This window comes from Actinoallomurus spadix (genome assembly GCF_024055725.1).
GTDB lineage: Bacteria > Actinomycetota > Actinomycetes > Streptosporangiales > Streptosporangiaceae > Actinoallomurus > Actinoallomurus spadix.
In genome coordinates this window covers 112,407-131,169 of sequence record NZ_JAMXMX010000014.1, presented here as the reverse complement: position 1 = coordinate 131,169, position 18,763 = coordinate 112,407, and the positions used below count along the sequence as shown (strand labels likewise).

Below are 18,763 nucleotides of genomic sequence, written 5' to 3'. Positions count from 1 at the left end.
GGCGCCCGGTGGGGCCGGGAGCGCCCGCGCGCCGGCGCGCCGCGGTCAGGAGTCGTCGTCGCGGTTCGGATTCTCCAGGCGGAAAAAGGTGCTCGTCGAGCCGTCCGCCTTGTGCTCCTGGTAGATGAAGTTCAGTCTGCGTTCGTCGAACGTCTCGAACCAGTCGTCCCAGGAGATCTCCTGCAGATCCTGTCCTCCGTAGCCCGGGAAGTCGAGCAGCAGGCGTCCCGGCCTGCCCTCGTACTCACTCCCGGGCGGCGTCGCGGGGTGGGCACCCCGCGTCTCGGCCCACTGGCGGATCACCTCGTGGTCAGTGGTCACCAGGCTCTTCCCGGGCCGTTCCTCGTGTTGCTCGGGCGAGGTCACATGCTGTTCGTACTTGTGCTCGCCTTCGATCGGGTGGCCTGACTCAGGCATCGCCGGGCCTCCTCCCCGTGTTTCCGTACGAGACGGACGGGCTCGCTCACGTCATCCCACGACGCGGGACGTTCCTGCCGCCGGACATGCCTCCCTGCATCTCCGACCGGTGCTTCTTGGTCATCATCCCGATCGCGGCCGCGCCCAGCCCGAACAGAGTGATCAGGGCGCCGATGATCACGTGACTGACGATGCTCCCCGTCGAGGGACGGGCTCCGCGGACCACCCACGGCGCGATGATCGTCCAGACGCCGAGGATCGGGAGGAGCCAGCTGAGGCCGTGGGTACGCCCGTACGCCGACGCGAACGCGAGCGCCAGGAGCGAGATGGCGATGCCGGTGATGAGGTCGTTGATGGTCAGCGACGTCGTACGCCGGTGGAAGCCGACGATCCACGGCGAGAGGGCCAGGTACAGGCCGCTCAGGAAGGTCAGGCCGTCGAGGGTGTGGGCGGACGTCGTCTCGGCGACGCGATCATAACGTGCGCGAAGCGCGGCTATGTCGGGATGCTCCTCCATGCCGGCCATGGGACGAGTGGACATGTGACACCACCTTTTCTTTCGGGACTAATCAAGCCCTATTTCGCCATTTGCCCGCTGTAACAACGGCAACTCCGGCCGAACGCAAGGGTTTCGTCAAATCGGGTGATCTTCGGGTACTGATCACATTCCCCGCCGTACCTGGGGGTTTATCGCCGCGTCAGCGGGGACATGGCGTCGTGGCGACCGACGACGACCTCCGCCTGGCGTCCCGGCGGCCGATCACGCCCGACCGGCCGCTGCCGCGCACGCTCAACCCCTTCGACCTGCGCTTCGACGTCCGCCGTCGCAGCGCGGAAAGGAGTCTCAATGATCGAGTCAAGCCGCCTGAGTGACGGGTGGGGAGGGGGTGTAGCAGCGTTTGTCGCGCAGCAGGGCCCACAAGACGTTGACCAGGCGGCGGGCCAGAGCCATCAAGGCTTGCTGGTGTTTGCGGCCTTCGGATCGTTTGCGCTGGTAGTAGGCCCGGCTGGGGCCACCGGGTTTGAGGCTGGACAAGGCGGCGAGGTAGAACACCCGGCGCAGGACTTCGCCGACGACCGGAGGTTCGTCAACGAGCTCGTGAACAAGGACTTCGACCCGGCGATCTGTCCCTGGACCGGGACGGCCTGCCCTGACCTCTAGTGCCGTGCGCACGCCGGCACTGCGCGGGTCGCCGCGTCAGTGTCGAGGGTTCTGGTGGCCGGGACCACCAGAACCCTCGGCGTGGATCAGGAGGTGACCTCCACGGCGACCGTTTCCGTGTAGGCGAGGCGGCCGAAGTACGTCACGCGGACGAGGGCCCACCACGATCCCGGTCTCGCCGTCCGGGGCGCATGCACGCGGAACGGAACGACCGTCTCGGCGCCCGGGGCGACCTCGAACCCCGCCGTCCACGGGGCGATCAGGACGTCCGGCGCCGTGCCCCAGGTGCCGTACGGGCTGATCAGCTGGGCCTCACCGCGGACGGGCGCGGCGGCGGAGTTGCGCAGCCGCACGACGATCTCGCCGTCGTCGCCCGCCTGGAGCCGCAGAGGGGGTGAGGCGAGCTCGACGTTCAGGGGGTCCTCCGCGGTCTCGGCGCCGACCTGGACCGTGACGACGTCCTCGATGACCTGTCCGAGGTCGTCGCGGATGCGGGCGGCCACGAAGTAGGTGCCCGCGGCCGCTCCCGGCGCGTCGACGGTCAGCTCGTACTCGGCGAACCCGCCGGGCGCGAGCCGGTACTCCAGGGCCGGGGCGGTGACGGTCAGCCCCTCCGGCACGTCGAGTTCGACGCGGCCCGTGGCCTCCCGGCCCGAGGCGGCCACCGTGAGGCGGATCCGCTCGGCGCCGGCGAGGGCGAGCCGCTGCGGGGACAGGTGAACGGCGGTGGGGAGGCCGCCCAGGGGAGCGGGGCCCTTGTTGTGCAGCCAGTAGCGGCCGAACACCGGCTGGACCGGCTCCGCGCCAGGCCCCAGCGGCGGCCGGCCCGGTTCCGCGCCCGGCCCGAGCGGTGACGGGCCGCCCGCGCCCGACGCCGGGCGGAGGCGGACGGTGGCGACGTCGGCGGCGCCCAGCGGAACCTCGGCCGTCCCGTCCACCGGGGCCGCCTCGTCCCCGGACTCCAGGAGGTCGGTGGGGGAGGCGCCGGAGACGCCGGTGAACAGGCCGATCCGGGCCGTCGCGGGGCGGCCGGCCGACTCGTACACGCGGACCGTGACGCCGTCGGCGGGGTCGGTCCGGTCCGGCCGGGCGGCGGCGAGGGGGTTGCCGGCCGGTTTGAGCGCGGACAGCAGGACGTTCTCCGGCTCGACCGTGACCAGGCCGTCGCGGGGCGCGGGCTCTCCGGGATGCGCGGTGGCGGGCCGGGTCAGGACGGCGTGGTTGTACTCCTGGCCCGCCCGGACGAAGCCCGCGGCCCGCCAGTCGCCCGCGCCGGCCGTCAGGGAGTAGCCGAAGGTGTGGTTCCAGTGCTGCCACGACAGGCTCGACCCGTCGGGGGCGGTGCGCAGCGGGCCGTCGATCCACACGCCGCTCGGCCAGGTGCTGCAGGCGCGCATCAGGTTGAGGTACACCCGGCCGTCCGGGGTGGTGACCGTGCCGGGCAGGCCGGCGTTGAGCAGCGCGACCGACCGGCCGGTGTACGGCGCGTCGCTTCCGGCGAGCCCGGCCGGGCGCCGTACGTCGATGGTCGCGTCGCCGAGGTCGGCGCACAGGTCCGCGACGTTCCCGGTGACGATCAGGACGGGCAGGTCGCGGGCGCCGCGCACGTCGGCGTCCGGGACCCAGACCTCGGCGAGCGGGCGGGCGGCGGGCACGAAGACCCGGCCGTGCTCGGCCAGCGCCGCCGTGTACGCCGGGTCGGCGGCGGCGAGGACCTCCGCGGCGAAGGCGTTGTCCTCGGGGCCGCCGAGGACGATGCGGGTGTCGGGGAGGTTGGAGTCGACGTCGAGCGCGCCGTAGCGGGGGCCGTCCGGGCGGCCGAACGTCGCGGTGACACCCTGCGCGGCCAGCGCGGCCAGGACCGTTCGCGCGGGCTCGCCCTCGTCGGTGCCGATCACCTCCGCGACGCCGACCGCGTGTTCCTGCCGGGAGCCGTCGTCCCCGGTCAGCGCGATCCGCACGGTCGCGCTGAGCGCGGTCCAGGTGTGCGCCGGGTTGTCGAGGGTCCACAGGCTCTCGGCCGTGTCGGCGTCCGGGAATCCGAACGGGCGGCCGATCGCGGCGAACCCCACCTCGGAGACGGGCCGGCCACCGGGGACGTCCAGGTCGAAGCCCACGCGCAGCAGGTGGTCCTGGCCGATCGAGCCGCCGACGTGGGTGCGGAAGTCCACCCGGTCGACGCCGTCCCACAGCAGGACCTCACCGGTGATCGTCAGGCCGTCCAGGGTCGTCTCGGTGACGATCCGGCGGCCGATCGGGCACTCCTCGATCCGTACGGAGGCGGGGCGGGCGCCGGTGCCGTGGCCGGGGCCGGCGGGCAGCAGGTGCCAGGGGCCCTCGCCCCAGGTCGGGTGCGTGGGGTGCTCCTCCTGGAGGTACAGCTCGCCGCCCAGACCGCCCGGCCGGATCAGCTCGTCGCCCGTCCGCAGGTCGCGGATGGAGGTCAGGGCGCCGCCCCGGGCAGGGTCGGCGGTCACCGCGAACGCGGCGTTCCGCGCCTCGGCGCCCTCGGCGGGCGTCCAGCCCGAAGGTAGATCTTCGGCGTCGGCGACGTGGTAGATCCGGTAGCCGAGCGAGGGCACCGCGCGGGCGAGGAAGGTGAGCGTGACCTCCGCGACGCCGCTGTTCCCGGCGGTCCGTACGCCTTCGGCGAGGCAGGGCACCGGCTCGCCCGCGTCGTCGACGAGGCGCAGCCCGGGGCGCGGCTCGTCGAAGGTCAGCCGGACGGTGGTGATCCCGTCGCGCGCCCAGGACAGCGTGTTCGCCACGATCACCGGACGGCCCGGGCCCGTCGTGTCGGCCCGCGCGGCGAGGTGGTCGAGGGCGGCGGCGCGGACGGTGTCGCCCAGTTCGTACGCCTCGCGCCAGCCGCCGAGCAGGTCGACGTACACCTGGTCGGACTCGCTGCCGGTGATCGCGTCGTGGTGGGCGCCGTACGCCAGCAGCCGCCACGCCTTGTCCACCGCCTCGGCCGGGTAGGCCGCGCCGGTGAGCGCGGCGAGCGTGGCGAGGCGCTCGGCGTCGAGCACCGCGACCTCGGCGGCCCGCTGCGCCTGCTTCGTGTCGATGTAAGAGACGTCCTTGCCGGTGTAGACCGGGTTCATGTCGCGGGTCTGCGGCATCGGCACGGCGCGGCGTTCGCCGAGTTCCGCGCGGACGGCGGCGAAGAACTCCTTCGGCAGGCCGACGACGAAGCGCGGCCAGACGTAGCGCTTGTTCCAGTCCCGCTGCACCTCGGTGCTCCACCGGGACGGGATCACGTGGTCGCCGCCGACGGGCAGCATGACGTTGCGGGTCGCCGCGACCGGGCGCAGCTCGCCGAACTGGGTGTAGGCGAGCTCCGTGGCCTCCTCCAGCGTGCGGGCCTGCTCCTCCATCACCCAGCCCGCGCTGTAGTGGTTGGCCATGTACGCGGTCAGCAGGCCCCGGCCGCTCGGGGAGATCCACTCGAACTCGGCGGGGAACTGCATGCGCTCGTTGTCGCCGACGTGGCGGTTCGGGCCCCACATGTGGAAGGGGCCGCGCGCCCAGGCGGAGGAGGTGAGCCCGGCGTCGGCCATCAGCCCCGGATAGGCCGGGTCGTGGCCGAACACGTCGAGCATCCACGCCGAGCGCGGGTCGCCGCCGGCGACGTCGCGCTGGTGGCCGATGCCGTAGACGGCGTTGCGGATGGTGGACTCGGGGTGGGTGAGGTTGGTGTTCGGCTCGTTGTAGTTCCCGCCGACGATCTCGATCCGGTCCTCGGCCAGGAATCGCCGCAGGTCCGCGCGGTCCTCCGGATGCACATCCCAGTACGGCTTGAGGTAGTCGACCTCGGCCAGCACGAACTTGTAGTCCTCGTCGCGCCGGGCCGCGTCCAGGTGGGCGCGGACGAGGTCGAGCGCGGTCTTGACGAACGCCGGCCGGCGTTCCTCGGCGGCGGGCAGGTCGTACCAGGTCTCGGTGAACCCGGCCTGGGTGTTCCACCACACCGGGTCGTAGTGGAAGTGGGAGACCATCCACATCGTCCAGCCGGTGACGGCGGCGACGATCTCGCCGTCGAGGGTCGCGCGGTCCTGGCCCGCCGTCTCGGCGACGGCGGTGACGCGGCGGACGGCGCCCTCGGTGACGGGCTCGGCGAGGCGCACGCCGACCTCGGCGACCAGGGTCTCACCGGGGTTCAGGCGGGTGACGACGGTGGGTTCGGGGGTGCTCACGGCGGGGCCGGTGAGCGAGACCCGGATCTCGGTCAGGGGGAAGTCGGTCCCGGTCAGCGTCACGCGGACGATCTGTCGGGGATGCGACGTCGAGCCGGCGAACAGGTCGGTCGGCTCGATGGCGGCGATGCGCATGAAGGCGTTCCTCCGGCTCAGCCCTTGACGGCGCCCTGCATCGCGAACGCGTTGCCCAGTGTGCGCTGGGCGACGGCGTAGAGCAGGACGACGGGCAGCGAGTACAGGATCGAGAAGGCGGCCAGCAGGCCGTAGGAGGCCATGCCGTTGATGCCGAAGTACTGGTAGATCGCGACCGAGGCCGGCTGTTTGCCCGGATCGATCAGCAGGATGAACGGGACGAAGAAGTTCCCCCAGGTGAGGGCGAAGGTGAACGTGAACACCACGGTCGTGCCCGGGACCATGAGCGGCAGCACGATCCGCACCAGGGCCCGCAGGCCGTTCGCGCCGTCCACCCAGGCCGCCTCCTCCAGGGAGATCGGCACCTCGTCCATGAAGTTCTTCATCATCCAGATCGCCATCGGCAGTCCGGTGGCGGTGAGGAACAGGACGGTGGCGGGGACGGAGTCGAGCAGGTCGAGCTGGACGAACAGCCCGTACACCGGGACCATGATCGCGGTGACGGGCAGGCCGGTGGCGAACAGCAGGCCGAGCAGGATCGGCCGGCCGAACCTGCGGCCGTAGCGCGACAGCGGGTACGCCGCCGGCGCGGCGAGCAGCAGCGTGAGCAGCGCCGAGCCCAGCGACAGCACGAGGCTGTTGGCCAGCGAGTGCAGGTTGTCCCCGGTGAGGACGTCGGCGAAGTTGCGCAGCGTCGGCTCGTCGGGGATCGAGGTGTCCAGCGTCGGGCTCGTGGAGAGCGACGCGAGGAACAGCCAGCCGAACGGCGCGAGGAAGGCCAGCGCCACGATGGCCAGCTCGGCGTAGGCGGCGACCGCGGCCGTACGCCGCCTCGGGGCGGTGGGGGAGGCGAGGGCCACGTCACACCTCCTTCCGCATGGCCCGCAGGTACACGAGCGAGAACACCGCGCCCACGGCCAGCAGGACGATGGCGAGGGCCGCGCCGTAGCCCAGGTGGTAGAACTTGAACGCCTCCTGGTACATGAAGATCGGCAAGGTCTGGCTCTTGGTGCCGGGACCGCCGCCCGTCATGACGAAGATCAGTGTGAAGACCGCCAGGGTCTGCAGCGTGATCGTCATCAGGTTGGTCAGCATCGCCCGCCGGATCAGCGGCAGCGTGACGTGCCGCAGCCGCGCCCAGCCCGACGCGCCGTCCACCGAGGCGGCCTCCAGGAGCTCGTCCGGGACGTTCGACAGCGCGGCCGAGTAGACGAGCATCGAGAACGCCGTGCCGCGCCACACGTTCGCGATCGTCACGGCGGCGAGCGGGCTGCTGTACAACCAGCTCCCGCCGTGCAGGCCGACCGCGCGCAGGATGGCGTTGAAGGTGCCGTGGTCGGACAGGAACGCGTACCACATGAACCCCGCGACCAGCTCCGGCAGCACCCACGCGCCGACGACGATGCCGCCGACGACCGCGCGGACGATCCGGTGCCGGCCGTTCATGAGCAGGGCGAGGGCGAGGCCGCCGACGTTCTGCCCGATGACGGCCGAGCCGATGACGAACACGACCGTGAGCCACAGGGACTTGGCGAACGCCGGGTCGGAGAACATCTGCCGGTAGTTGCGCAGGCCGACCAGGTGGGGGCTGCTGGCGCCCGCGCCGGTCAGGGAGATGTCGGTGAACGACGCGTAGACGCACCACAGGATCGGCCCGACGAAGAACAGCGCGAGCAGGCCGAAGGCGGGCACCAGCGGCAGCACCCGCCCGGCGGCCCGCCGCCCGCGCCGGGCGGGCGGGCGGCGGGTCACGGTGCGCTCGGGCAGGCCCACGGCCACCATCAGGGCGTCACCCCTCGGGTGGAGCGCGTACGGGCCATCAGGACCTCGCCTCCACCTTGTCCGGCCCGGCGATCTGCTTCACCTGGCCGGCGAAGTCGTTCATCGCCGACCGGGGCGAGGACTGGCCGGTCACGACCGCCTCGCTGGCGGCCTGGAGCTGGTTGGAGATCTGCGGGTAGACGTTGTACGCGGGGCGGTACTGGGTGACGGACACCAGGTCGGTCCAGAACCGCTGGGTCGGATTCCCCTCAAGGTACTTCGGGTCCGCGACGACGTCCTTGCGCACCGACACCTGCGTCGCCTTGACGTAGAAGAACAGGGAGTTCTCCTTGTTCATGGCGAGCTGGACGAGCTTCCAGGCGGCCGAGGGGTTCTTGGTACGGGCGCCGACCGACAGCAGCCAGCCGCCGGACAGCGACACCTTGCCGGGGGCCTGGCCGTTCTGGGTGGGCATGGCCGCGGTGCCGAGGACGCTGGACCACTGCGGCCAGGCGTTCGCCCCGCCGGGGATCCACGCCTGCGGCAGCCACGAGCCGTCGAGGGCGATTGCGAGCTTGCCCTTCGGCAGTTCCTGCCCGGCGACGTTGTCGCTCCAGTGCGGGTCGAGGGCCTGCTGCTGGGTGGGACCGAGCCCGGAGGAGTAGACGGTCTTGAGGAAGTCGAAGGCGGCGCCCATGCCCCGGCTCGGCGCGACCCACTTCTTCGTCTGGTCGTCGTACAGCTTGTCGCCCGTGCCGTACAGCAGCATCTCGAAGCCCTGCATGGAGGACGCCTCGCCGACGCCCTTGCCCGCGTAGACGTTGAGCGGGATCACGCCGGGGACCTTGGACTTGATCTGGCGGGCGGCGGCCAGGACGTCGTTCCAGGTCTTCGGCTGCCAGTTCTGCGGGAGCCCGGCCTTGGCGAAGATCTGCTTGTTGTACCAGAGGCCGCGGGTGTCGGTGCCCATGGGAATGCCGTACGTGTGGCCGTCGGCCGCCTGCCCGGCGGCCTTGGCGGCGTCGACGAACTGCGACCAGTCCGGCCAGGACTTGAGGTCGTCGTCGAGCGGCCGCAGGAAGCGCGCCTCGGCGTCGGAGTTCACGAAGAACGTGTCCTCGTAGGCGACGTCCGGGGCGGTCTTCGGCGACCGTCGCATGAGGTTGAGCTTCGTGTAGTAGGAGTTCTCGTCGGCTTCGATGGGGATGAGCTTGAGCTTGAGACCGGGATTCTGCTGTTCGAAGACGGGCTTGATCTTCTTGAACAGCTCGTCGGCGCCGATGAAGTTGCCGAACTTCTGGTACGCGACCTTGATCGTTTTGCTGTCCGAGGACCCGCCGCCACAGGCGCTCGCCGTCGCCGCGACCATGACCGCCGTCATCACGAGGGCTGATTTCCGACGCATGTGCGCTCCCTCCAGGGGGATTTGCCACTGTGCTGTGGCAAATGTGGAAGCTGGAGCGTTCCACGTCAAGAGGGACGGGCGAATGGGTTACGAACGCGTTACGTCCGCCGGTCGGGCGGGAACGAAACGAGCGGTCAGGCGCGGACGACGGGGAGGCCGGTGATCGCGCTGATCCGGTCGGCGGCCAGGGCGACGCCCGCCGCCGGGCTCCACCGCCGGGTCAGCACCCCCTCCAGCAGCGTCTGGAGCTGCGCGGAGACCAGGGCGTACACCGGCGCCGACGGCCGCATGACCGCGTGCTCCAGCAGCGCCGCCGTCTGGGCGTGGAACGGCGAGACCGGCGCCATGGCGTCCAGCACGCTGCGGCGCGGCGGGAGCTGGCCGGTCTCCGCGCACAGGTCCGCCAGGCGCTTCGGCGCCGTCGCCGAGCGCAGCAGCCGCATCCCCAGCCGCGGGTTCCGGGCCTGGCGGGGGATGCAGTAGACCATTCCGCCGCACAGGATCGACGGCGGCCCGTGCGGGCCCGCCGGCAGCGGGACGAACCCGAACCGCTCGCCGACCTCGGGCAGCGTGGTGCCGGTCTCGGCGGCGATCAGCTCGGCGTGGTAGCTCGCGCCCACGAACAGGTCCGCGCGCCCGGCCGCCAGCAGCCGGGCCGCCCGGTGCCGGTCGTAGGTCACCACCTCGGCGGGCAGGACCCCGTCGTCGACGAGCCGGCGCAGGAACCGCAGCGTCTCCACGGTGGCGGGAGAGTCGAGCGTCACCGCGTCGGCGGTGAAGATCGTCGCGCCGTTCGCGGCGAGCAGGCCGACCAGCGCGTACGTCGCCGTCTCCGTCGCGGCCGGGCCGCCGGGCATCACCAGGGCGTGCCGGTCGCGGGGGAGACCGGCCGCGAGCGTACGGCCCAGGGCGCGCAGTTCGCGCCACGTGGCGGGCGGGGAGGCGCCCACGGCGTCCAGGGCCTCCCGGCGGTACCACAGGCCGGTGACGTCCGCCTGGGCCTGGACGGCCACGATGCCGTCGCCGTCCAGGCGGTACGCGTCGGCGAACGGCGGCAGGAAGTCGGCGTCGTGCTCGGCCGCGACCCACTCGGGATCGAGCTCGCCGATCGGCGTGAGCATGTGGGACTCGGCGAACTCCGCGACCCAGACGGAGTCGACCAGCGCCAGGTCCGGGCCGCGTCCTTCGGCGATCGCCCGGCGGAACAGCGTCCGCAGCTCGCTCAGCGGCGCCGACGTGATCGACAGCCGCAGGTCGTTGCCGGCGGCCTCCCGAAGCTGGTCCTCCCAGGCCTGGTCGCAGGTCATCACCGAGACCTCCGGAGCGGCGCGCAGCGCTCGCATCCACTCCGGGTTCACGAACGTGCCGCGGCGGCGGTGCCGCACGACGACCCCCTCGGCCGCCAGTTCCGACAGCGCCCGCGCGACCGGCGTGCGGCTCAGGCCGTACGCCGCGCACAGGGCGTGCTCGGTGGGCAGCCTGCCGTCCACGCCGTAGTGACCGCTCTCGATGTCGGCGAGAAGGCGCCGCTTCAGGCGGTAGTAGGCGGGCAGAGGCTGCTGCGCGATGTCCATGGACGTCCTCGGTCGGGGGTCAGGCCCAGCATATTTGTCGTCCACAGACGACAAATAACCTGCGGAGCGGCGTTTTGGCCATCGGGCGGTCCCGGGTCGAGGATGGGACGCATGACCTCACCGCAGGACAGACCGCACGCCGAGACCCGGACCGTCCACCCGCCCGTCGTCGAGGTGGCGGGCAGCCGCCCGGTCGGCGTGCCGATCTACCAGGGGCACCTGTTCGCCTTCGACGACGCCGACGTGATGGCCGAGGCGTTCGGCGGGCCCGACGGCGCGTTCTTCTACAGCCGGCTCGGCAATCCGACCGTCCGGACGCTGGAGGAGGCGGTGGCCGATCTCGAGGGCGGGGTCGCGGGGCTCGCCGCGGCGTCCGGGATGGGCGCCATCAACGCGGTACTGCTCGCGGTCCTGCGCACCGGCGATCACGTCGTCGCCCAGGACTGCCTCTACGGCGCCACGATCGGGATGCTCGACGACCTCGCCGAACGGTGGGGCGTCGAGGTGACCTACGTCTCCGGCACCGACCCGGAGGAGGCCCGCGCCGCGCTGCGCCCGAACACGCGCGTGCTCTACCTGGAGACGATCGCCAACCCGACCACCCAGGTCGTCGACCTGCCCGCCCTCATCGCGGTGGCGAAGGACGCGGGCGTGCTCAGCGTGGTCGACAACACCTTCGCCAGCCCGATCCTGTGCCGCCCGATCGCCCACGGCGCGGACGTCGTCGTCCACTCGGCCACGAAGTACCTCGGCGGGCACTCGGACGTGCTCGGTGGCGTCGCGGTGTTCGCCACCGAGGAGCTGCGCCGGAAGGTCTGGCACTACGCGGCCGAACTCGGCGCGTCCGCCGACCCGTTCGCGTCCTGGCTCACCGTACGGGGGATGCAGACCCTGGCCCTGCGGATGCGGCGGCACTGCGACAACGCCCTCGACCTGGCCGGGCGGCTGGCGGGTCATCCCGCAGTGGCGGCCGTCCGCTACCCCGGCCTGCCGGACCACCCGGACCACGAGGTCGCGGTCCGCCTGATGCCCGACGGCCAGGGCGGCGTGCTGTCCTTCGACCTGGCCGGTGGGCGCCAGGCCGGGGCGGCCTTCGCCGGAGCGGTCCGCCTGGCGGCCCTCACGCCCTCGTTCGGGGGAGTGAAGACCTACGTCCTGCACCCGGCCAGCACCTCCCACCGGATGCTCGGCGACGAGCAGCTGCGGGCGGCGGGCATCGGCGCCGGCACGATCCGGCTCGCCGTCGGCATCGAGCACCCCGACGATCTGTGGGCCGACCTCGACCAGGCCCTCGCCAAGGCGACCTGAGACCGGCCGCGGGATTTTCCGCGTCAATCCGCGCATTACCGCCCTGACCTGCGGTGATAGGGATCCGGAGGTGCTTGGGGAGCGGCTGTGCGGGTACCCGAGGGGCATGCGCACCGTCGCGGGAAGCACCGACCGGATCGTCGTGATCGGGGCGGGGCTCGCAGGTCTGTCCGCCGCGCTGCACCTCGCGGGGCGCGGCCGTGAGGTCACCGTCGTCGAACGCCTCGCCGGGCCCGGCGGCCGGGCCGGGCGCCGCGACGTCGCCGGCCACCTCCTGGACACCGGGCCGACGGTGCTGACCATGCCCGGCGTCGTCGAGGACACCTTCGCGGCGGTCGGCGAGTCGATGGCGGACCGGCTGCGGATGGTGCGGCTGGACCCCGCCTACCGCGCCCACTTCGCGGACGGGAGCGTCCTCGACGTCCGCGCCGACCCGGAGGCGATGGCCGAGGAGATCCGCGCCTTCGCGGGGCCGGGGGAGGCGGCCGGCTACCGGCGGCTGCGGCAGTGGCTGCTCCGGCTGTACGAGGCGGAGTTCGCGCACTTCATCGGCACCAACTTCGACTCGCCGCTCCGCCTGCTGGGGCCACAGCTGGCGCGGCTGACGGTCCTGGGCGGGTTCGGCCAGTGGGAGCGCGCGGTCCGCCGCTTCATCCGCGATGAGCGGCTGCGGCGGGTCTTCACCTTCCAGGCGCTGTACGCCGGCGTCGCGCCCCGCACCGCCCTCGCGCTGTACGCCGTGATCGCGTACATGGACACGATCGGCGGCGTCTACTTTCCGTACGGCGGGATGCGCGCGCTGCCGGACGCCCTGGCGGCCGCGGCCGCGGACGCCGGCGTCACGTTCCGCTACGGCGCGACCGTCGCGTCGCTGGAGCGCCGGGGCCGCCGCGTCGCCGCGGTCCACACCGAGGACGGGGACCGGATCGGGTGCGACGCGGTCGTCCTCAGCTGCGAGCTGCCGGTCGCGTACCGCCTGCTCGGCTGCTCGCCGTACCGCGTCGTGCCGCTCCAACTGGCGCCCTCGGCGGTCGTCCTGCACCTGTCCGCGCCCACCGTGTGGGAGGGGACCCTGCACCACAACCTCCTGTTCGGGCAGGCGTGGGAGAGCGTGTTCGACGACCTTGTCCTCGATGGCCGGCTGATGCGCGACCCGTCGCTCCTGCTGACCCGGCCGACCGCGACCGACCGCTCCCTCGCCCCGCCCGGACGGCAACTGCTGTCCCTCCTGGCCCCCGTCCCGAACCTCGCCGACCGGCCGGACGACTGGGATCGCGCCGGTCCCGCCTACGCCCGCCGGATGCTCGACACCGCGGCGGGCCGGCTCGGCTTCGCGCCGAGCACCGTGGAGACGCTCCACCTGGACACCCCCGCCGACTGGGAACGCCTGGGCCTCACCGCGGGCACGCCCTTCAGCCTGTCGCACACGCTGCGGCAGACCGGGCCGTTCCGGCCCGCCAACGTCCCGCGCGCGGTGGAGAACGCCGTCCTGGCCGGCTGCGGCACCGTGCCCGGCGTGGGCATCCCCACTGCCCTCATGTCCGGCCGGCTCGCGGCCGACCGCATCACCGGCGTGCCCCGGGGCCGGCGCGTGCTCATCGCGGACCCGGCAGGCCGGCTCACCCCCGCGAGCGGCCCGCGATGACGGGCCGGGCCGGACCCCGGGAGGCGGGGGAGGCGGCGGCGCGCCGTGAGCTGGACGCCGCCGGGATCACCGACCCGCTGCTGCGCGCCTCGTACCGCCGGTGCCGGGCGCTCAACGCGCGCCACGGCCGGACGTACTTCCTCGCGACACGGCTGCTCCCACCGTCCCGGCGACCGGCGGTCCACGCCCTGTACGGGTTCGCCCGCCACACGGACGACCTGGTCGACGAGCCCGGTCCCGGACACGGACCCGACCGGATCGCCGCGCTGCTGGACGACGTCGCCGCCGCGCTCACCGCGGGCCTGCGCACCGGCCGCAGCGACCACCCCGTCCTGGCCGCCGTCGTCGACACGGCGGGCCGGTTCGGCATCGCCGGCGCGCTGTTCACCGCGTTCCTGCGCTCCATGCGGATGGACCTCACCGTCACCGGCTACCCGACCCGGGCCGCCCTGCGCGACTACATGTACGGATCCGCCGAGGTCATCGGCCTGCAGATGCTGCCCGTACTCGGCACGGTCGGCGACCCGGCCGGGGCCGTACCGCACGCCACGGCCCTCGGACGGGCGTTCCAGCTGACCAACTTCCTGCGCGACGTCGGCGAGGACCTCGACCGCGGCCGGGTGTACCTGCCCGCCGACGAGCTCGCGGCCTACGGCGTCGACCGCGACCTGCTGGCCTGGTGCCGGCGGACCGGACGCGTCGAACCGCGCGTCCGGCACGCGCTGGCGGACCAGATCGGCCGCACCCGGGCCGTCTACCGGCTGGCCCGCCCGGGGATCGCGCTGCTCGACCCCGCCTCGCGGCCCTGCATCGCCACCGCGTACGCCCTGTACTCCCGCATCCTCGACCGGATCGAGGACCGCGGTCACAACGTCTTCGCCGGCCGGGTCAGCGTCAGCACCGGCCGGCGGCTCGCCCTGGCCGGATCGGCGTTCGGCCGCACCCTGTGGACGCGGGCGGTGCACACACAGCCCGCCCGGAGGAGGTGAGGTGGACCATCTGCGCTATCTGCTCCTACTGGCCGGCTGTCTGGCGGTCACGCTGCCCCTGGAACTGTCCGGCAGCCGGGTGTACCGGCGCCCCGCCCGGCTCGCACGGGCCGTGCTGCCCGTGGCGGCCGTCTTCCTCGCCTGGGACGCGGTCGCGATCGCGGCCGGCGTCTGGTGGTACGACCCCCGCTACCTCGTCGGCGTCACCCTGCCGCTGTCGGTACCGCTGGAGGAGGCGCTGTTCTTCCTCGTCGTGCCCGTGTGCGCGGTGCTGACCCTGGAGACCGTACGGCGCATGCTCCCGCGGGTGCCGGCCCGGGCGCGAACGGAGCGGCGGCGATGACTGTAGGAGGTCCCATGAACGGGCTGGGGTACACGGTGCCGGCCCTGCTGTCGGTGGCCGTCGTCGTCGCCCTCGAACGCTGGTGGCTGCGGACCGGGCTGCTCCGCCGCCCGGCGTACTGGCTGACGATGCTGATCGTCTTCGGTTTCCAGGTCGCCGTCGACGGCAGGCTGACGCGGCTGCCGTCGCCCGTCGTCGGCTACGCCCCAGGCGGGATCACCGGGCTGCGCTTCCCATTCGACATTCCCGTCGAGGACTTCCTGTTCGGGTTCGCCCTGGTCACCGCGACCCTCCTCGCCTGGGAGCGGCAGCGGCCGGACGGGACGGCGGGCCGGTGAGCGGCGCGCGGCTGCTCCGGGGCGACGTCCCCGCCGCGTTCGACCGGCACGCTGCGGCGTACGACCGGCTCGTCGGCGCGAACCCCGGCTACCACGCCGCCCTGCGCCGCGCCGCCCGCGCGTTCGCCCTGCCCGAGGGCGGCGCGGGGGCCCGGCTGCTCGACGCGGGCTGCGGCACCGGCGCCTCCACCGCCGCGCTGCTCGCCACCGCCCCCCATGCCGAGATCACCGGCGTCGACGCGTCCGCCGGGATGCTCGCCCGGGCCCGCGCCAAGCCCTGGCCCGCCACCGTACGGTTCACCGAGGGCCGGGTCCAGGATCTGTCCGCCGGGGACCTCGGCGGGCCGTTCGACGGCGTCTTCGCCGCCTACCTCCTCCGCAACCTCCCCGCCCGCGACGAGGCGCCGGCGTTGTTGCGGTCGCTGCTGCGCCCCGGCGGTGTCCTCGTCGTCCACGACTACGCGCTGCGCGACGGGCCGGTCGCGCGGCTGGTGTGGCACGCCGTCTGCTGGGGCGTGATCATCCCGGCGGGCCGGCTGCTGACGGGGGACGCGGGTTTGTACCGCTACCTGTGGCGCAGCGCGCTGGACTTCGACTCCCCGCGGGCGCTGGCCGGCCGGCTGCGCGCCGCCGGCTTCACCGGCGTCCGGACCCGTACGGCCGGCGGCTGGCAGCGCGGCATCGTCCACACCTTCCGCGCGGCGGCCCCGTGAGCGCACGCGGTGCGCGGATGGTCACCCCTCCGGCGGAGGAGGGCGCGTGAGCCGTGATCGCCGGCGGGTGCGCCATCCGGCGCCGCCCGGCCGCCTGCACGCCGGTGCGCTCGCCGAGCGGCCGCGCGCCGTCGTCGTCGGCGGCGGGATCGCCGGTCTGACCGCCGCGACGGCGCTCGCCGAGCGCGGCATCGCCGTCGAGCTGTACGAGCGTGCGGACCATCTCGGCGGGCGGGCGGGCGGCTGGACCGCGACGCTGCCCGGCGGTGAGCGGGTGGGCATGAGCCGGGGCTTCCACGCGTTCTTCCGCCAGTACTACAACCTCCGCGCCCTGCTGCGCCGGACCGATCCGGACCTCGGCGGGCTGACGGCGCTGCCGGACTACCCGCTCGTCGACGCGGCCGGGCGCACCGACACGTTCCGCGACCTGCCCGCCGTCCCGCCCTGGAACGCCCTCGCCTTCGCTCTGCGCAGCCCGACCTTCACGGCCCGGGACCTGCTGCGCCTCAACGCCCGGGCGGCCCTCCCGCTCATGAACGTCACCGTCCCCGGCACGTACCGGCGGCTCGACCACCTGGACGCCGCCGCGTTCCTGGCCCGGTTGCGCTTCCCGGCCGCCGCCCGGCACCTGGCGTTCGACGTGTTCTCGCGCAGCTTCTTCGCCCCGCCGGACCGGCTGTCCGCCGCCGAACTGGCGGTCATGTTCCACCTGTACTTCCTCGGCTCGGCCGAGGGCCTGCTGTTCGACGTGCCCCGCCGCCCGCTCGGGGACCTGTGGGCGGCGGCCGGCCGTCATCTGGCGGACCTGGGCGCGGACGTGCGCACCGGCACGCCGGTCGAGGCCGTCCGGCCCCGGCCGCACGGGTTCACCGTGCAGACCCGGCGCGGCGGCCGCCCCGCCGACGCGGTCGTGCTGGCCCTGGACGTGCCCGGCCTGCGCGACCTCGTCGCCGCGTCTCCCGGGCTGGGTGACCCGGAGTGGCGGGGGCGCGTCGCAGCCCAGGAGACCGCGCCGCCGTACCTCGTGCGCCGCCTGTGGCTCGACCGGCCCGTCGCGGCGGACCGGCCGGCGTTCCTGGCCACCGGTGGCCTCCCGCCGCTGGACAACGTCAGCGTGCTGGACCGTTACGACGAGGAGGCCGCGGCCTGGGCCCGCGTGACGGGCGGGTCGGTCGTCGAACTGCACGCGTACGCGGTGCCGGGCGCGCGCGGCCCGGCCTCGGCGCGCCTGCTGCGCCGCCTGCACGAGGTCTACCCGGAGACGGAGGGTGCCCGGATCGTCGCGGACCTGAGCGAGTGGCGGCGGGACTGCCCGCTCTTCGCGCCCGGCACGTTCGCGCGGCGGCCGGCCGTGGACGGGCCGGTCCCCGGGCTGGTCCTGGCCGGTGACGGCGTCCGCGTCGATCTCCCCGTCGCGCTGATGGAACGGGCGGCCACCACGGGCTGGCACGCCGCGAACCTGCTGCTGACCCGCTGGGGCCTGGCGGGCCATCCGCTGACCACCGTTCCGCTGCGCGGGCGCGTGGCCGTGCTGCGCCGCCTGGCCGGCCTGGTGCCGGCGGACGGTCAGGGACCCTCGGCGCGCAGGGCGTAGCGGCGTTCGGCGTAGGCGAGGTCGTCGCGCCACAACCGCGCGGCCGCGCGCCGCATCAGCGGCCGTACGACCGGCGCCGCGAGCCGCGCGACCGCGAACCCGGGGCGCTCGGAGGTAGCGATCGTCGCCTCGATCACCGCGGTGCGCGGGCGGCCGTCCCGCCCGGGGCCGAGGGGGGTGGCGTGCGTCTCGACCACGCTGCCAGCGCCCTCACCCTCGACGATGCGCATCACGACCGTCCGGGGCTCGGGGGAGGTGAACTCCGCCAGCACCGGCACCCCCAGGCGCGGACCGAGGCGGTACGTGACCTCCACCAGGAACCGGTCGTCGGCGTTTTCGGCGCCGGCGGGCGGGGCGTGCGCCACGCGGAGACGGGCGAAGGAGTACGGGTGGAACCAGGCGCCGTGCCACGGGTCGAGCCGGTTGGCGACCACGTCCTCCGGCTCGCACACGCCCACCGCCCGGATCACCGCGTGCAGGCTGCGGGCCGGCCGCGGGCGGGCGGGCAGCACCGGCCGGGGCGACGGGTCCTCACCGGCCTGGTCGAGCCGGACCCACGTCAGGACGCCGTCGTCGTGGCAGGGTAGCGGCCGCCAGCCCGCCCCGCCGTCCGGCGCGAGCCGCAGGCCGTGCCACCGGCACACCAGGTCTCCGCAGACGATCCGGCCGCGCGCCAGCGGCGCGCCGAGGTGCGGGCAGGCACCGGGCCCGGCCACCGCGGTTCCGGCCCGGTCGCGCCAGGCGACCAGTTCCCGGCCGAGGACGCGCAGGCCCAGCGGCCGGTCCGCCCGTACGTCACCGCTCGGGGCGACGGCGAACCAGTTCCCGGAGGGGCGCTCCCGCGCTCGTTTCAGTGCCGCTCCGATCACCGCCGCGTCGGCCTGCCCGACGGTCGGCTCCTGCTCGGCCCAGCGCGTCGGCGGACGACGCCGCACCGGCCACCGTGCCGAACGTCGTCCCTGGTCATCGCGGTCCACCGCCGTCCCCCTCCGGCCGGGTCGTCTCCGGCCGTACCTCCCCCTGCCGGATCGGCGTCAATCGCTTACCCATCGGCTACAGATGCCTTACCCTTCGTGCTCCCGTGCATGGCCCCGAATCGGGCGGGAAGTAGGGCGGTCTCAGTCGAGCGGCGACCGCGACCGCTGATCACCTCCCTGAACACCGATACGCCCCAAACACATCG

General features: G+C 73.7%; 16 protein-coding genes and 1 pseudogene. 8 read left to right on the top strand and 9 right to left on the bottom strand.

Annotation, left to right across the window (positions count from 1 at the left end; translation table 11 throughout):
- Positions 1–45: 45 nt before the first annotated feature.
- Both NE235_RS21980 and NE235_RS21975 read right to left on the bottom strand, forming a co-directional pair.
- A complete protein-coding gene (locus tag NE235_RS21980; RefSeq protein WP_252805944.1) occupies positions 46–417 on the bottom strand; it encodes a hypothetical protein in 372 nt (123 codons plus the stop codon).
- A 46-nt stretch (positions 418–463) separates the two neighbouring features.
- Positions 464–958, bottom strand: coding sequence for an SPW repeat protein (locus NE235_RS21975; protein WP_252805942.1), 495 nt, complete (start codon positions 956–958; stop codon positions 464–466).
- A 176-nt stretch (positions 959–1,134) separates the two neighbouring features.
- Between NE235_RS21975 and NE235_RS21970 the strand changes: the two genes are divergently transcribed.
- On the top strand, positions 1,135–1,290 hold the full coding sequence (locus NE235_RS21970) for a hypothetical protein (RefSeq protein ID WP_252805940.1): 156 nt from the start codon (positions 1,135–1,137) through the stop codon (positions 1,288–1,290).
- Here NE235_RS21970 and NE235_RS21965 read toward each other — a convergent pair.
- The 6 genes and pseudogenes from NE235_RS21965 to NE235_RS21935 all read right to left on the bottom strand — a co-directional run.
- A pseudogene (locus tag NE235_RS21965) lies at positions 1,274–1,480 on the bottom strand (hypothetical protein); the annotation flags it as partial. The gene NE235_RS21970 and the pseudogene NE235_RS21965 overlap by 17 nt on opposite strands.
- Before the next feature lie 185 nt (positions 1,481–1,665).
- Complete coding sequence (locus NE235_RS37575) at positions 1,666–5,910, bottom strand: glycoside hydrolase family 38 N-terminal domain-containing protein (RefSeq protein WP_289849008.1); 4,245 nt, start codon at positions 5,908–5,910, stop codon at positions 1,666–1,668.
- A 17-nt stretch (positions 5,911–5,927) separates the two neighbouring features.
- Positions 5,928–6,770, bottom strand: a complete 843-nt coding sequence (locus tag NE235_RS21950; RefSeq protein ID WP_252805939.1) for a carbohydrate ABC transporter permease — start codon at positions 6,768–6,770, stop codon at positions 5,928–5,930.
- A 1-nt stretch (position 6,771) separates the two neighbouring features.
- Positions 6,772–7,692, bottom strand: a complete 921-nt coding sequence (locus NE235_RS21945; protein WP_252805937.1) for a carbohydrate ABC transporter permease — start codon at positions 7,690–7,692, stop codon at positions 6,772–6,774.
- Positions 7,693–7,729: 37 nt separating this feature from the next.
- A complete protein-coding gene (locus tag NE235_RS21940) occupies positions 7,730–9,076 on the bottom strand; it encodes an extracellular solute-binding protein (protein WP_252805934.1) in 1,347 nt (448 codons plus the stop codon).
- A gap of 134 nt (positions 9,077–9,210) precedes the next feature.
- A complete protein-coding gene (locus NE235_RS21935; protein WP_252805932.1) occupies positions 9,211–10,650 on the bottom strand; it encodes an extracellular solute-binding protein in 1,440 nt (479 codons plus the stop codon).
- A 111-nt stretch (positions 10,651–10,761) separates the two neighbouring features.
- On the opposite strand from NE235_RS21935, the gene NE235_RS21930 reads away from it, so the two are divergent.
- The 7 genes from NE235_RS21930 (at position 10,762) to NE235_RS21900 (ending at position 17,580) form a co-directional block, all read left to right on the top strand.
- Entirely contained in the window at positions 10,762–11,958 is a 1,197-nt protein-coding gene (locus NE235_RS21930) for a trans-sulfuration enzyme family protein (protein WP_252805930.1), read from the top strand.
- 106 nt (positions 11,959–12,064) lie between these two features.
- Positions 12,065–13,603 carry a phytoene desaturase family protein gene (crtI, locus tag NE235_RS21925; RefSeq protein WP_252805928.1) on the top strand — a complete coding sequence of 513 codons (1,539 nt, stop codon included), beginning with the start codon at positions 12,065–12,067 and terminating at the stop codon, positions 13,601–13,603.
- Complete coding sequence (locus NE235_RS21920) at positions 13,600–14,592, top strand: phytoene/squalene synthase family protein (protein ID WP_252805926.1); 993 nt, start codon at positions 13,600–13,602, stop codon at positions 14,590–14,592. Before crtI ends, NE235_RS21920 begins: the two co-directional genes overlap by 4 nt.
- A gap of 1 nt (position 14,593) precedes the next feature.
- Positions 14,594–14,935: a lycopene cyclase domain-containing protein gene (locus NE235_RS21915; RefSeq protein ID WP_252805923.1), complete on the top strand. Its 342-nt coding sequence runs from the start codon at positions 14,594–14,596 to the stop codon at positions 14,933–14,935.
- Between the two features lie 14 nt (positions 14,936–14,949).
- Positions 14,950–15,273 (top strand): lycopene cyclase domain-containing protein, encoded by a 324-nt coding sequence (locus tag NE235_RS21910; protein ID WP_252805921.1) that lies wholly within the window; start codon positions 14,950–14,952, stop codon positions 15,271–15,273.
- Positions 15,270–15,986, top strand: a complete 717-nt coding sequence (locus NE235_RS21905; protein ID WP_252805920.1) for a class I SAM-dependent methyltransferase — start codon at positions 15,270–15,272, stop codon at positions 15,984–15,986. Before NE235_RS21910 ends, NE235_RS21905 begins: the two co-directional genes overlap by 4 nt.
- 46 nt (positions 15,987–16,032) lie before the next feature.
- A complete protein-coding gene (locus tag NE235_RS21900; protein WP_406567621.1) occupies positions 16,033–17,580 on the top strand; it encodes an FAD-dependent oxidoreductase in 1,548 nt (515 codons plus the stop codon).
- Here NE235_RS21900 and NE235_RS21895 read toward each other — a convergent pair.
- Entirely contained in the window at positions 17,553–18,515 is a 963-nt protein-coding gene (locus NE235_RS21895) for a DUF5914 domain-containing protein (RefSeq protein WP_252805918.1), read from the bottom strand. The two genes, NE235_RS21900 and NE235_RS21895, sit on opposite strands and share 28 nt — an antisense overlap.
- Between the last annotated feature and the right edge of the window lie 248 nt (positions 18,516–18,763).

Excerpts from the sequence above, each read along its gene's own strand:
- NE235_RS21930 (WP_252805930.1), top strand. The coding sequence starts at position 10,762 with ATGACCTCACCGCAGGACAGACCGCACGCCGAGACCCGGACCGTCCAC.
- NE235_RS37575 (WP_289849008.1), bottom strand. The coding sequence starts at position 5,910 with ATGCGCATCGCCGCCATCGAGCCGACCGACCTGTTCGCCGGCTCGACG.
- NE235_RS21945 (WP_252805937.1), bottom strand. The coding sequence starts at position 7,692 with ATGGTGGCCGTGGGCCTGCCCGAGCGCACCGTGACCCGCCGCCCGCCC.
- NE235_RS21935 (WP_252805932.1), bottom strand. The coding sequence starts at position 10,650 with ATGGACATCGCGCAGCAGCCTCTGCCCGCCTACTACCGCCTGAAGCGG.
- NE235_RS21910 (WP_252805921.1), top strand. The coding sequence starts at position 14,950 with ATGAACGGGCTGGGGTACACGGTGCCGGCCCTGCTGTCGGTGGCCGTC.
- NE235_RS21980 (WP_252805944.1), bottom strand. The coding sequence starts at position 417 with ATGCCTGAGTCAGGCCACCCGATCGAAGGCGAGCACAAGTACGAACAG.
- NE235_RS21920 (WP_252805926.1), top strand. The coding sequence starts at position 13,600 with ATGACGGGCCGGGCCGGACCCCGGGAGGCGGGGGAGGCGGCGGCGCGC.
- NE235_RS21940 (WP_252805934.1), bottom strand. The coding sequence starts at position 9,076 with ATGCGTCGGAAATCAGCCCTCGTGATGACGGCGGTCATGGTCGCGGCG.
- crtI (WP_252805928.1), top strand. The coding sequence starts at position 12,065 with ATGCGCACCGTCGCGGGAAGCACCGACCGGATCGTCGTGATCGGGGCG.
- NE235_RS21975 (WP_252805942.1), bottom strand. The coding sequence starts at position 958 with ATGTCCACTCGTCCCATGGCCGGCATGGAGGAGCATCCCGACATAGCC.